At 68.5% G+C, this 13,464-nt stretch carries 12 protein-coding genes; all 12 read left to right on the forward strand.

Going from position 1 to position 13,464, the window contains the following annotated elements; all coding sequences use genetic code 11:
• The first annotated feature begins 630 nt into the window (after positions 1-630).
• From LMU33_RS34840 to nuoL, 12 genes are read left to right on the forward strand one after another with little or no spacing between them, the layout of a single operon-like run.
• Positions 631-990 (forward strand): NADH-quinone oxidoreductase subunit A, encoded by a 360-nt coding sequence (locus LMU33_RS34840; RefSeq protein ID WP_003992243.1) that lies wholly within the window; start codon positions 631-633, stop codon positions 988-990.
• Positions 991-1,003: 13 nt separating this feature from the next.
• A complete protein-coding gene (locus tag LMU33_RS34845) occupies positions 1,004-1,558 on the forward strand; it encodes a NuoB/complex I 20 kDa subunit family protein (protein WP_007383964.1) in 555 nt (184 codons plus the stop codon).
• Positions 1,555-2,325 (forward strand): NADH-quinone oxidoreductase subunit C, encoded by a 771-nt coding sequence (locus tag LMU33_RS34850; protein WP_228624979.1) that lies wholly within the window; start codon positions 1,555-1,557, stop codon positions 2,323-2,325. The genes LMU33_RS34845 and LMU33_RS34850 overlap by 4 nt, the downstream gene beginning before the upstream one ends.
• The gene (locus LMU33_RS34855) at positions 2,322-3,662 is read left to right on the forward strand and encodes an NADH-quinone oxidoreductase subunit D (protein ID WP_228624981.1); all 1,341 of its coding nucleotides are present in this window, start codon (positions 2,322-2,324) and stop codon (positions 3,660-3,662) included. Before LMU33_RS34850 ends, LMU33_RS34855 begins: the two co-directional genes overlap by 4 nt.
• Positions 3,659-4,525, forward strand: coding sequence for an NADH-quinone oxidoreductase subunit NuoE (gene nuoE, locus LMU33_RS34860; protein WP_228624983.1), 867 nt, complete (start codon positions 3,659-3,661; stop codon positions 4,523-4,525). The genes LMU33_RS34855 and nuoE overlap by 4 nt, the downstream gene beginning before the upstream one ends.
• Positions 4,525-5,871, forward strand: coding sequence for an NADH-quinone oxidoreductase subunit NuoF (nuoF, locus tag LMU33_RS34865; protein WP_249814637.1), 1,347 nt, complete (start codon positions 4,525-4,527; stop codon positions 5,869-5,871). Before nuoE ends, nuoF begins: the two co-directional genes overlap by 1 nt.
• Positions 5,868-8,372 (forward strand): NADH-quinone oxidoreductase subunit G, encoded by a 2,505-nt coding sequence (locus LMU33_RS34870; protein ID WP_228624987.1) that lies wholly within the window; start codon positions 5,868-5,870, stop codon positions 8,370-8,372. The genes nuoF and LMU33_RS34870 overlap by 4 nt, the downstream gene beginning before the upstream one ends.
• Positions 8,369-9,733, forward strand: coding sequence for an NADH-quinone oxidoreductase subunit NuoH (gene nuoH / locus LMU33_RS34875; protein ID WP_228624989.1), 1,365 nt, complete (start codon positions 8,369-8,371; stop codon positions 9,731-9,733). The genes LMU33_RS34870 and nuoH overlap by 4 nt, the downstream gene beginning before the upstream one ends.
• Positions 9,726-10,367, forward strand: coding sequence for an NADH-quinone oxidoreductase subunit NuoI (nuoI, locus tag LMU33_RS34880; protein WP_055703804.1), 642 nt, complete (start codon positions 9,726-9,728; stop codon positions 10,365-10,367). Before nuoH ends, nuoI begins: the two co-directional genes overlap by 8 nt.
• On the forward strand, positions 10,364-11,206 hold the full coding sequence (locus LMU33_RS34885) for an NADH-quinone oxidoreductase subunit J (RefSeq protein WP_228624991.1): 843 nt from the start codon (positions 10,364-10,366) through the stop codon (positions 11,204-11,206). Before nuoI ends, LMU33_RS34885 begins: the two co-directional genes overlap by 4 nt.
• Positions 11,203-11,502 carry an NADH-quinone oxidoreductase subunit NuoK gene (gene nuoK, locus LMU33_RS34890; protein WP_023547474.1) on the forward strand — a complete coding sequence of 100 codons (300 nt, stop codon included), beginning with the start codon at positions 11,203-11,205 and terminating at the stop codon, positions 11,500-11,502. Before LMU33_RS34885 ends, nuoK begins: the two co-directional genes overlap by 4 nt.
• 15 nt (positions 11,503-11,517) lie before the next feature.
• Positions 11,518-13,464 carry an NADH-quinone oxidoreductase subunit L gene (nuoL, locus tag LMU33_RS34895; protein WP_228624993.1) on the forward strand — a complete coding sequence of 649 codons (1,947 nt, stop codon included), beginning with the start codon at positions 11,518-11,520 and terminating at the stop codon, positions 13,462-13,464.

Below are 13,464 nucleotides of genomic sequence, written 5' to 3' on the forward strand. Positions count from 1 at the left end.
CGGACGTCGGTGATCAAGGCCTTGATCACGGCCTTTGATCATTACGTCCGAATTGCCCCACGCCTACCACCGGTTGGGGTCGTTGGCCAAGCCCGGTTCTCAGGAGCCTCTCATCAATGTGGCGGAGGTCACGGAACGGTCACCGGAAGCGCGGCGTCCTGTGCGCGCGGAGCTCGTGAATGTGTGCACGCGTCCGCACCCCCGTCCACACCGCACCCCACACCTCCCCCTGATGTGTGAACGGCTCCTCTATCAGGCGCTGACGTCCAGCGCCAATTTGCATGCACCGGAACCCTCTTGATATTGAGACGACCCCTCCGGCCTGCGGCGACGGGCGAGAATGTCACTTCTCGTGATCAACTGAACGCTTCGCGTATGAAGATCACTCATCATCCGACTTCATGATCCTTCGTCAGGTGGTGGAGATCACAAAGCTCATGCAATACGCCGTGTCGCAGATCACAGAGTGACGGGCATAAGATGCGTGGCAACTGGGCTTGTGACCTGCTTCACATGTTCTCGATCTTCGCCCGGGACGGCGGGGGCTCGTGGGACCGGTGAGGCGGAAGTGAGCTCAGTGCACCAGTGCAACCGCCAGCAGTCAGCGCCGACTGAGAGGAGCGAGGAGCGGTGAACGCGTATGCGCCCATCCTCGTACTGGGAGCCCTCGGGGCAGGCTTTGCGATCTTCTCCGTGGTCATGGCCACGCTGATCGGTCCGAAGCGGTACAACCGCGCCAAGCTCGAGGCCTACGAGTGCGGTATCGAGCCGACCCCCACGCCGGCCGGCGGCGGGCGCTTCCCCATCAAGTACTACCTGACGGCGATGCTCTTCATCGTCTTCGACATCGAGATCGTCTTCCTCTACCCCTGGGCCGTCACCTTCGACGCCCTGGGGATTTTCGGGCTCGTGGAGATGCTGCTCTTCGTGCTCACCGTCTTCGTCGCGTACGCGTACGTATGGCGGCGCGGCGGCCTGGAATGGGACTGAGGGGCCTTAGGACATGGGACTCGAAGAAAAGCTGCCGAGCGGCTTCCTGCTGACCACCGTCGAGCAGGCCGCGGGCTGGGTGCGCAAGGCGTCCGTCTTCCCGGCCACCTTCGGCCTCGCCTGCTGCGCCATCGAGATGATGACCACCGGCGCAGGCCGGTACGACCTGGCACGTTTCGGCATGGAGGTCTTCCGCGGCTCACCGCGCCAGGCCGACCTGATGATCGTCGCCGGCCGGGTCAGCCAGAAGATGGCGCCGGTGCTCCGGCAGGTCTACGACCAGATGCCCAACCCGAAATGGGTGATCTCCATGGGCGTCTGCGCCTCCTCGGGCGGCATGTTCAACAACTACGCGATCGTCCAGGGCGTCGACCACATCGTCCCGGTCGACATCTACCTGCCGGGCTGTCCGCCCCGCCCCGAGATGCTGATGGACGCGATCCTCAAGCTCCACCAGAAGATCCAGTCCTCCAAGCTCGGCGTCAACGCCGAGGAGGCCGCCCGTGAGGCGGAGGAGGCGGCGCTCAAGGCCCTGCCCACGATCGAGATGAAGGGGCTGCTGCGGTGAGCGACGCGAACGGCAACGGCACGGGCGGCGTGAACGGGTCCGCGAACGGGGTGAACCCCGAGAAGGACCTCTCCGCCTCCAACCTCCCCGGCCAGCGCGGCCAGGGCGGCGAGGAGATCCGCGTCCAGCGCGGCATGTTCGGCGCCAACAATGGCGGCGACACCTCCGGCTACGGAGGCCTGGTCCGCTCGGTCCGGCTCCCGGGACCGGCGACCCGCCCCTACGGCGGCTGGTTCGACGAGGTCGCCGACGAACTGGAGGGCGCCCTGGAGGAGCAGGGACTCCTCCCCGGCAACGCCATCGAGAAGACGGTCGTCGACCGCGACGAGCTCACCTTCCACATCGAACGCGAGCACCTGGTCCGCGTCGCCCGCACCCTGCGCGACGACCCGGCCCTGCGCTTCGAACTGTGCACCGGCGTCAGCGGCGTCCACTACCTGCACGACAAGGGCCGCGAGCTGCACGCCGTCTACCACCTGCGCTCGATCACCCACAACCGGCTGCTCCGCCTCGAGGTCAGCGCCCCCGACAGCGACCCGCACATCCCGTCGCTGGTCTCCGTCTATCCGACGAACGACTGGCACGAGCGCGAGACCTACGACTTCTTCGGAATCGTCTTCGACGGTCACCCGGCCCTGACGCGGATCATGATGCCGGACGACTGGCAGGGCCACCCGCAGCGCAAGGACTACCCCCTCGGCGGCATCCCCGTCGAGTACAAGGGCGCCCAGATCCCGGCTCCGGACCAGCGGAGGTCGTACTCGTGAGCACGCAGTCAGCATCCGCCGCGTCGGCCGCCTCGGCCCGCGAGACCACCGAGGGCACCGTCTACACGGTCACCGGTGGCGACTGGGACGAGGTCGTCCAGTCCGCGACCCGCGCCGACGACGAACGCATCGTCGTCAACATGGGTCCCCAGCACCCCTCCACCCACGGAGTGCTCCGCCTGATCCTGGAGATCGAGGGCGAGACGGTCACCGAGGCCCGCTGCGGCATCGGCTATCTGCACACCGGCATCGAGAAGAACCTCGAGTTCCGCACGTGGACGCAGGGCACCACCTTCGTCACGCGCATGGACTACCTGACGTCCTTCTTCAACGAGACCGCCTACTGTCTCGCCGTCGAGAAACTCCTCGGCATCGAGGACGACATCACCGAGCGCGCCAAGATCATCCGGGTGCTCCTGATGGAGCTGAACCGGCTGTCCTCCCACCTGGTGTGCATCGCCACCGGCGGCATGGAGCTCGGCGCCACCACGATCATGATCTACGGATTCCGTGATCGTGAAATGATTCTCGACCTCTACGAGCTCATCACGGGCCTTCGGATGAACCACGCGTACATCCGCCCCGGCGGACTCGCCCAGGACCTGCCGCCCGGAGCGGTGGACCAGATCCGCGAGTTCGTGAAGAAGATGAAGAAGAACCTCCCGGAGTACGACAAGCTCGCCACCGGGAACCCCATCTTCAAGGCCCGCATGCAGGACATCGGCTACCTCGACCTGGCCGGCTGCATGGCCCTCGGCGCCACCGGCCCGATCCTGCGCTCCACCGGCCTGCCGCACGACCTGCGCAAGGCACAGCCGTACTGCGACTACGAGACGTACGACTTCGAGATCCCCACCGCCGACAGCTGCGACGCCTACGGCCGCTTCCTGGTCCGCCTGGAGGAGATGCGCCAGTCGCTCAGGATCGTCGAGCAGTGCCTGGACCGGCTCCAGCCCGGCCCGGTCATGGTCGCCGACAAGAAGATCGCCTGGCCCGCCCAGCTCGCCCTGGGACCGGACGGACTCGGCAACTCCCTCGACCACATCAAGAAGATCATGGGCACCTCCATGGAGGCCCTGATCCACCACTTCAAGCTCGTCACCGAGGGCTTCCGCGTCCCACCGGGACAGGCCTACGCGGCCGTCGAATCCCCCAAGGGCGAGCTCGGCGTGCACGCCGTCTCCGACGGCGGCACCCGCCCCTACCGGGTCCACTTCCGCGACCCGTCCTTCACCAACCTGCAGGCCATGGCGGCGATGTGCGAGGGCGGCCAGGTCGCCGACGTGATCGTCGCCGTCGCGTCCATCGACCCCGTGATGGGAGGCGTCGACCGGTGACCACCTCTTCTTCGGAGCGGGGCGTCAGCCTGGGCATGCCCGAACTGCCCGCGCCCGCCTACCCGGACGACGTCCGGGCCCGGCTGGAGGCGGACGCGCGCGAGGTCATCGCGCGCTACCCGGACTCCCGGTCCGCCCTGCTCCCACTGCTCCACCTCGTGCAGTCGGAGGAGGGCCATGTCACGCGCACCGGAATGCAGTTCTGCGCGGACATGCTGAACCTGACCACGGCCGAGGTCACCGCCGTCGCCACCTTCTACACCATGTACCGGCGCAAGCCCTCCGGTGACTACCAGGTGGGCGTGTGCACCAACACGCTGTGCGCGGTGATGGGCGGAGACGCGATCTTCGAGACCCTCCAGGAGCACCTGGGCGTCGGCAACGGCGAGACCACCGACGACGGCAAGGTCACCCTGGAGCACATCGAGTGCAACGCGGCCTGCGACTTCGCGCCGGTCGTGATGGTCAACTGGGAGTTCTTCGACAACCAGACGCCGGGCAGCGCCAAGCGCCTGGTCGACGATCTGCGCGAGGGACGGCCCGTACAGCCCACGCGCGGGGCGCGGCTGTGCACGTTCAAGGAGACCGCGCGGATCCTGGCCGGCTTCCCCGACGAGCGGCCCGGGGCCGTCGAGGAGGGCGGCAGTGCGGGACCCGCGTCGCTGGTGGGCCTTCGCCTGGCAAGGGGAGAGGCCGCACCCGCGCGCGTGGTCCATCCGCGCGGAGGTCCCCGTGAGGAACCGCAGGACAGGGTGCACGAGCCGTCGCCGGCCGAGCACCTCAGTTCCCATGACGCGCCGCTGGACACATCGGCCTCCGACCCAGCCCACCCGGCAGGGCCTACCGCCGAGGAGGGGGAGTGATGACCGTGGTACCCGAGGTCAAGGACACGAGCCCCGAGAAGCTGCTCGCACCCGTGCTGTCGGCCTTCTGGGACGAGGACCGGTCCTGGACTCTGGACGTCTACCGGAGGCACGAGGGGTACGAGGGGCTCCGCAAGGCGCTCGCCATGTCACCGGACGACCTGATCGCGTACGTCAAGGAGTCCGGTCTGCGCGGCCGCGGCGGCGCGGGGTTCCCGACCGGAATGAAGTGGCAGTTCATTCCGCAGGGTGATGGAAAACCGCACTATCTAGTTGTCAACGCCGACGAATCGGAGCCCGGGACCTGCAAGGACATCCCGCTCCTCTTCGCGAACCCGCACAGCCTCATCGAGGGCATGGTGATCGCGTGCTATGCCATCAGGTCGTCGCATGCCTTCATCTATCTGCGTGGTGAAGTCGTCCCCGTTCTGCGGCGGTTGCACGAGGCCGTGCGCGAGGCCTACGCGGCGGGCTACCTCGGCGAGAACATCCTGGGCAGCGGGCTCGACCTCCAGCTCACCGTGCACGCGGGCGCCGGCGCGTACATCTGCGGTGAGGAGACCGCACTGCTCGACTCGCTCGAAGGCCGCCGTGGTCAACCGCGGCTGCGTCCCCCCTTCCCTGCGGTGGAAGGCCTCTACGCCTGTCCGACTGTTGTGAACAACGTCGAGTCGATCGCCTCGGTTCCCGCGATCCTGAAAAACGGGAAAGACTGGTTCAGGTCGATGGGCAGCGAGAAGTCGCCGGGCTTCACGCTCTACTCGCTCAGCGGCCACGTCGCGAGCCCCGGCCAGTACGAGGCCCCCCTCGGCATCACGCTCCGCCAGCTCCTCGACATGAGCGGCGGCATGCGGCCCGGCCACCGCCTGAAGTTCTGGACGCCCGGCGGCTCCTCGACGCCGATGTTCACCGACGAACACCTCGACGTCCCCCTCGACTACGAGGGCGTCGGCGCCGCCGGCTCGATGCTCGGCACCAAGGCCCTGCAGTGCTTCGACGAGACGACCTGCGTGGTGCGGGCGGTGACCCGCTGGACCGAGTTCTACGCCCACGAGTCCTGCGGCAAGTGCACGCCCTGCCGCGAAGGGACGTACTGGCTCGTGCAGTTGCTGCGGGACATCGAGGCCGGCAAGGGCACCATGTCCGACCTCGACAAGCTCGCCGACATCGCCGACAACATCAACGGCAAGTCCTTCTGCGCCCTCGGCGACGGCGCCGCGTCCCCGATCTTCTCCTCGCTGAAGTACTTCCGCGAGGAGTACGAGCAGCACATCACGGGCCGGGGCTGCCCCTTCGACCCGGCCAAGTCGACGGCCTGGGCGGACCGCCCGGAGGTGAACGCATGACCGTGACCACCAGTGCTCCCACGGGTGGGGGACAAGCGGCGGTCCCGCCGGAGGACCTCGTCACCCTGACGATCGACGGCATCGAGATCAGCGTGCCCAAGGGCACCCTGGTCATCCGGGCCGCCGAGCAGCTCGGCATCGAGATCCCCCGGTTCTGCGACCACCCCCTGCTCGACCCCGCCGGCGCCTGTCGCCAGTGCATCGTCGAGGTCGAGGGCCAGCGCAAGCCCATGGCGTCCTGCACCATCACCTGCACCGACGGCATGGTGGTGAAGACCCAGCTGACCTCGCCGGTCGCCGAGAAGGCCCAGCACGGTGTGATGGAGCTGCTGCTCATCAACCACCCGCTGGACTGCCCGGTCTGCGACAAGGGCGGCGAGTGCCCGCTGCAGAACCAGGCGATGTCGCACGGCAACGCCGAATCCCGCTTCGACGGCAAGAAGCGCACCTACGAAAAGCCCGTACCGATCTCCACGCAGGTACTGCTCGACCGCGAACGCTGCGTTCTGTGCGCCCGCTGCACCCGGTTCTCCAACCAGATCGCGGGCGACCCGATGATCGAGCTGATCGAGCGGGGCGCGCTCCAGCAGGTAGGCACAGGCGAGGGCGACCCGTTCGAGTCGTACTTCTCCGGCAACACCATCCAGATCTGCCCGGTCGGCGCGCTCACCTCGGCGGCCTACCGTTTCCGCTCCCGCCCCTTCGACCTCGTCTCCTCGCCGTCGGTGTGCGAGCACTGCTCCGGCGGCTGCGCCATCCGCACCGACCACCGGCGCGGCAAGGTCATGCGGCGGCTCGCCGAGAACGACCCCGAGGTCAACGAGGAGTGGATCTGCGACAAGGGACGCTTCGCGTTCCGGTACGCGCAGCAGAAGGACCGCCTGGAGACACCGCTGGTGCGCAACGCCGACGGCGACCTGGAGCCCGCCTCCTGGCCGGAAGCCCTGGAGGCGGCCGCACGGGGCCTGGCCGCCGCCCGCTCCCGGGCCGGCGTCCTCATCGGCGGCCGGCTGACCGTCGAGGACGCCTACGCGTACAGCAAGTTCGCGCGCGTGGCGCTCGACACGAACGACATCGACTTCCGCGCGCGCGTGCACAGCGGCGAGGAGGCCGACTTCCTGGCCTCCCGGGTGGCAGGCCGCGGCCGTGACCTCGACGGTACGGGCGTCACGTACACCTCCCTGGAGAAGGCGCCCGCGGTCCTGCTGGCCGGCTTCGAGTCGGAGGAGGAGGCGCCCGGCGTCTTCCTGCGGCTGCGCAAGGCCTGGCGCAAGCGCAAGCAGAAGGTGTTCGCGCTGGCCACCCACGAGACCCGGGGCCTGCAGAAGGCGGGCGGCACGTTGCTGCCGGCCGCGCCCGGCACCGAGACGGAGTGGCTGGACGCCCTCGCGAGCGGCGTCGGCCTGGAGGAGCCCGGCACGCGCGCCGCCGAGGCCCTGCGCACCGAGGGCGCGGTCATCGTCGTCGGTGAGCGGCTCGCGGCGGTCGCCGGCGGTCTCACCGCCGCCGTACGCGCCGCCACCGCGACCGGCGCCCAGCTGGTGTGGATCCCGCGCCGGGCCGGTGAGCGCGGCGCCGTCGAGGTGGGCGCGCTGCCGTCGCTGCTGCCGGGCGGCCGCCCGGCGACCGACCCACGCGCGCGTGAGGAGGTCGCCGCCGCCTGGGGCCTGGCCGAACTGCCGTTGCGCTACGGCCGCGACACCCACCACATCGTGGAGGCCGCCGCCACCGGCGAACTGTCGGCACTCGTGGTCGCCGGGGTGGAGGTCGCCGACCTGCCCGACCCGGCACGCGCGCGTGAAGCACTCGACAGGGTCGGCTTCCTGGTGTCGATGGAGCTGCGGCCCAGCGAGGTCACCGAGCACGCCGACGTCGTCCTCCCGGTCGCCGCGGTCGCCGAGAAGGGGGGCACCTTCCTCAACTGGGAAGGCAGGGTGCGCTTCTTCGAGGCAACCCTCAAGCCCGACCAGATGACCCGCCGCCTGGCACCGACCGACGCGCGCGTGCTGCAGATGCTGGCCGACGCCATGGACGTCCACCTGGGCCTGCCGGATCTGCGCACCACGCGCGCGGAGATCGACCGGCTCGGTCCCTGGGACGGCCCGCGCGCCCTTGACCCCCAGGAGTCCGCAGAAGCGCTGCCCCGCCCGGCCGCCGGCGAGGCCGTGCTCGCCGGGCACCGGCTGCTGCTCGACCAGGGCGTCCTCCAGGAGGGCGACGAGGCGCTCGCCGGAACCCGGCACGCCGCACACGCGCGCGTGTCGGCGGCGACGGCCGCCGAGGCGGGCCTCAAGGAAGGCGACGTCCTCGCAGTCACCGGACCCTCCGGCTCCGCCGAACTCCGGCTGCAGATCACCGAGATGCCCGACCGCGTGGTCTGGCTTCCGCTGAACTCCGTCGGCGCCGGCGTTGCCTCCGACACCGGGGCTCGGCCCGGCTCACTCGTCCGCATCGGCCCGGCGGCATCCGCCGAAGTGGCCCCCAAGGAGGTGGAGGGATGAGCCCGTACCTCGCAGCTGAAGACCTCTCGATGTTCGGCCGCGACCCCTGGTGGCTGGTCGTCATCAAGGCCGTGTTCTGCTTCGCCTTCCTGATGGTGACCGTGCTGTTCTCCATCGTCTGGGAGCGCAAGGTCGTCGCCTGGATGCAGCTGCGCATCGGCCCGAACCGGCACGGCCCCTGGGGCATGCTCCAGTCGCTCGCCGACGGCGTGAAGCTGATGCTCAAGGAAGACATCATCGTCAAGCGCGCCGACAAGGTGGTCTACGTCCTGGCGCCGATCGTCGCGGCCATCCCGGCCTTCATGGCGATCGCGGTCATCCCCTTCGGCCCGGCCGACAACGAGATCTCGATCTTCGGCACGCGCACCACGATGCAGCTCACGGACCTGCCGATCGCGATGCTCTACATCCTCGCGGTCGCCTCCGTCGGCATCTACGGCATCGTCCTCGCGGGTTGGAGTTCCGGATCCACCTACCCGCTCCTCGGCGGCCTGCGCTCCTGCGCGCAGATGATCTCCTACGAGATCGCCATGGGTGCCGCGTTCGCCTCCGTGTTCCTGTACTCGGGGTCGATGTCGACGTCCACGATCGTGGCGCAGCAGCACGACCGCTGGTACATCCTGCTGCTGCCGGTCTCGTTCATCCTCTACATCGTCACGATGGTCGGCGAGACAAACCGCGCCCCCTTCGACATGCCGGAGTCCGAGGGCGACCTGGTCGGCGGCTTCAACACCGAGTACTCGTCCATCAAGTTCGCGATGTTCATGCTCGCCGAGTACGTGAACATGGTGACGGTCTCGGCCGTGTCGACCACGTTGTTCCTCGGCGGCTGGCGCGCCCCCTGGCCGATCAGCTCCTTCTGGCAGGGTGCGAACCACGGCTGGTGGCCGCTGCTCTGGTTCGTGATCAAGGTCCAGTTGCTGCTGTTCTTCTTCATCTGGCTGCGCGGCACGCTCCCTCGCGTCCGCTACGACCAGCTGATGAAGCTCGGCTGGAAGGTCCTCATCCCGGTCTCCGTGACCTGGCTGATGCTGGTGGCGACCGTAAGGGCCCTGCGCAACGAGCACTACAACTTCGCCGACATCGCCCTCTACGTGGGCGGCGGAGTCCTCGCCCTGCTGCTGATCTCCTTCGTCGCCGACATGTTCCGCGAGAAGGCCAAGACGCCCGAACAGCCCGCCCCCGAGCAGGCCGGATTCGACGCGATGGCGGGCGGATTCCCCGTACCGCCGCTGCCCGGACAGGAGCTGCCGCCGGTGCCCAGGCGCCGCTCGCGCCGGGAGCGGGAGCTGATTGTCAGTGGCGGGACGGACACTGTCAGTGACGGATCTTCGGATGGAAAGGAGGCGTCGGATGGCTGAGGAGCCCAAGGAGACCAAGCCCGGTTTCCTGAACCCCGTGGCCGGCTTCGGTGTGACCTTCAAGGCCATGTTCAAGAAGCGGCTGACCGAGCAGTACCCGGAGCAGAAGAAGACCACGGCTCCGCGGTTCCACGGACGGCACCAGCTCAACCGCCATCCGGACGGCCTGGAGAAGTGCGTCGGCTGCGAGCTGTGCGCCTGGGCCTGCCCCGCCGACGCCATCTATGTGGAGGGCGCCGACAACACCGACGAGGAACGCTACTCGCCGGGCGAGCGGTACGGCCGCGTCTACCAGATCAACTACGCCCGCTGCATCCTGTGCGGGCTATGCATCGAGGCGTGCCCCACGCGCGCGCTGACGATGACCAACGAGTTCGAGCTGGCCGACTCCAGCCGCGCCAACCTCATCTACACCAAGGAACAGCTCCTCGCCGGCCTCGAAGAGGGCATGGTCGACACGCCGCACGCGATCTTCCCAGGGACCGACGAACAGGACTACTACCGGGGCCTGGTGACGCAGGCCGCGCCCGGCACGGTCCGCCAGGTCGCCCTCTCCAAGGGCGAGGTCCCGCAGGAGGCGGCGTCCACCTTCGGCGAGGAGGAGCCGGCCTCGGAGAAGGTGATCGGCCGATGACGACGCAGCTCGCCGCCTACACCACCTCCACCGGTGAGGCCTTCCAGTTCTGGGTCCTCGGCACCGTCGCGGTGATCGGCGCCCTGTGCACCGTCTTCATGAAGAAGGCCGTGCACAGCGCGCTCTGTCTCGCCGGGACCATGATCGTCCTGGCGGTGTTCTACCTCGCCAACGGCGCCTACTTCCTGGGTGTCGTGCAGATCGTCGTCTACACCGGCGCGATCATGATGCTGTTCCTGTTCGTGGTGATGCTCGTCGGCGTCACGGCCGCGGACTCGCTGAAGGAGACCATCAAGGGCCAGCGCTGGCTGGCCCTTCTGTGCGGCGTCGGCTTCGGTGTCCTGCTGTTCGCCGGCCTCGGCAACGCCTCCCTGAAGGAGTTCGCCGGCACCGGCCAGGCGAACGCGAACGGCAATGTGGAGGGCCTCGCCTCCCTCATCTTCACCAAGTACGTCTTCGCCTTCGAAATCACCGGCGCCCTGCTCATCACCGCCGCCGTCGGCGCCATGGTGCTCACCCACCGCGAGCGCACCGAACGCGCCAAGACCCAGCGCGAGCTGGCCGAACAGCGCGTCCGCGAGGGCAAGTACGTGCCGCCGCTGCCCGCCCCCGGTGTCTACGCCCGGCACAACGCCGTCGACATCGCGGGCCTGCTGCCCGACGGCACCCCGTCCGAGCTGACCGTCAGCAAGACGCTGCGCGAGCGCGGTCAGATCCGTGACGTGTCGGCGGAGGCGCTCAACGACCTGCGGGCGCTGGAGCAGCGCGCGCAGGAACGCCTGGAGCGTGCGGCGATCGAACCGGCGACGTTCAAGCGGCCCGAGGAGGCGTCGAAGTGAACCCGGTCAACTACCTCTACCTCGCCGCCCTGTTGTTCACGATCGGCGCGACCGGCGTACTGATCCGGCGCAACGCCATCGTGGTCTTCATGTGCATCGAGCTGATGCTGAACGCCTGCAACCTCGCGTTCGTCACCTTCTCCCGGATGCACGGCAACCTCGACGGCCAGATCATCGCCTTCTTCACGATGGTCGTCGCCGCCGCGGAGGTCGTGGTGGGTCTCGCGATCATCGTGTCGCTGTTCCGTACCCGCCACTCGGCCTCGGTCGACGACGCCAGCCTGATGAAGCTGTAAGGGGTCGGAAGAATCGTGGAGAACCTGATCGCGCTGCTCATCGCGGCGCCCCTGCTCGGAGCGGCCGTCCTCCTGGTCGGCGGCCGGCGCCTGGACCGCGTCGGCCACTGGATCGGCACGCTGCTCTCGTTCGTCTCCTTCGTCATCGGCCTGGCACTCTTCGCCGATCTGCTCGGCAAGAGCACCGAACACCGCACCATGACGCAGCACTTGTGGACGTGGATCTCGGTCGGCAGCTTCCATGCGGACGTCACCTTCCGCCTGGACCAGCTCTCGATGACGTTCGTCCTGCTCATCACCGGCGTCGGCTCGCTGATCCACCTGTACTCGGTCGGGTACATGGAGCACGACGAGCGGCGCCGCCGCTTCTTCGGCTACCTGAACCTGTTCCTCGCGGCGATGCTGCTGCTCGTCCTCGCCGACAACTACCTGCTGCTGTACGTCGGCTGGGAGGGCGTCGGCCTCGCCTCCTACCTGCTGATCGGCTTCTGGCAGCACAAGCCCAGCGCCGCGACGGCCGCGAAGAAGGCCTTCCTGGTCAACCGCGTCGGCGACATGGGTCTGTCGATCGCGATCATGCTGATGTTCGCCACCTTCGGCACCTTCGCCTTCGGCCCGGTCCTCAGCCACGCCGGCGACACCTCCCAGGGGAAGCTCACCGCGATCGGCCTGATGCTGCTCCTCGCCGCCTGCGGCAAGTCCGCCCAGGTGCCGCTGCAGTCCTGGCTCGGCGACGCCATGGAGGGCCCGACCCCGGTCTCGGCCCTGATCCACGCGGCGACGATGGTGACCGCGGGCGTTTACCTCATCGTCCGCTCGGGAGCCATCTTCAACGCCGCCCCCGACGCCCAGCTGGCCGTCACCGTGGTCGGCGCCGTCACGCTCCTCTTCGGTGCGATCGTCGGTTGCGCCAAGGACGACATCAAGAAGGCACTGGCCGGCTCGACCATGTCGCAGATCGGCTACATGGTGCTCGCCGCGGGCCTCGGCCCCATCGGATACGTCTTCGCGATCATGCACCTCGTGACGCACGGCTTCTTCAAGGCCGGACTGTTCCTCGGCGCCGGCTCCGTCATGCACGGCATGAACGACGAGGTCGACATGCGCCGCTACGGCGGCCTGCGGAAGTACATGCCGATCACGTTCATCACCTTCGGTCTCGGCTACCTGGCGATCATCGGCTTCCCGTTCCTGTCCGGCTTCTACTCCAAGGACAAGATCATCGAGGCGGCCTTCGCCAAGGGCGGCACCGAGGGCTGGATCCTCGGCGGCGTGGCCCTGCTCGGCGCGGCCATCACCGCCTTCTACATGACGCGCGTGATGCTGATGACGTTCTTCGGAGAAGAACGCTGGCGTAACGCCCCCACCCCGTCCCCGGCCGAACCGAGCGTGGAGCCCGCCGCCGAGACGCGCGGCGAGCACACGGAGCCGCACCCGCACGAGTCGCCCAAGGTCATGACGATCCCCATGATCGTGCTGGCTGTGGGATCGGTGGCCTGCGGCTTCTTCTTCAACCTCGGCGACCGCTTCCTGCACTGGCTCGAGCCGGTCACCGGGCACAGTGAGGGCCACTCCCCGGTCAGCACCTGGACGGTCACCGGCGCGACCCTGGTCTGCCTCGTCATCGGCGTCGGCATCGCCTGGGCGCAGTACGGCCGCAAGCCCGTTCCCGCCGTGGCTCCGCGCGGCTCCCTGCTCACCCGCGCGGCCCGCCGCGACCTGCTCCAGGACGACTTCAACCATGTGGTCCTCGTGCGCGGCGGCGAGCACCTGACGCGTTCCCTGGTCTACGTCGACCACACTCTGGTCGACGGCGTCGTCAACGGCACCGCGGCCGGCTTCGGCGGCCTGTCGGGACGACTCCGCCGGATCCAGAACGGCTTCGCCCGCTCCTATGCGGTCTCGATGTTCGGCGGTGCGGCACTCCTGGTCGCCGCGACCCTGCTGATGAGGGCGGTCTGA

Origin of the sequence: Streptomyces barringtoniae (genome assembly GCF_020819595.1) — a bacterium.
Classification (GTDB): Bacteria; Actinomycetota; Actinomycetes; order Streptomycetales; family Streptomycetaceae; genus Streptomyces; species Streptomyces barringtoniae.

Excerpts from the sequence above, each read along its gene's own strand:
- LMU33_RS34845 (WP_007383964.1), top strand. The coding sequence starts at position 1,004 with ATGGGACTCGAAGAAAAGCTGCCGAGCGGCTTCCTGCTGACCACCGTC.
- nuoF (WP_249814637.1), top strand. The coding sequence starts at position 4,525 with ATGACCGTGGTACCCGAGGTCAAGGACACGAGCCCCGAGAAGCTGCTC.
- LMU33_RS34870 (WP_228624987.1), top strand. The coding sequence starts at position 5,868 with ATGACCGTGACCACCAGTGCTCCCACGGGTGGGGGACAAGCGGCGGTC.
- nuoH (WP_228624989.1), top strand. The coding sequence starts at position 8,369 with ATGAGCCCGTACCTCGCAGCTGAAGACCTCTCGATGTTCGGCCGCGAC.
- nuoI (WP_055703804.1), top strand. The coding sequence starts at position 9,726 with ATGGCTGAGGAGCCCAAGGAGACCAAGCCCGGTTTCCTGAACCCCGTG.
- LMU33_RS34885 (WP_228624991.1), top strand. The coding sequence starts at position 10,364 with ATGACGACGCAGCTCGCCGCCTACACCACCTCCACCGGTGAGGCCTTC.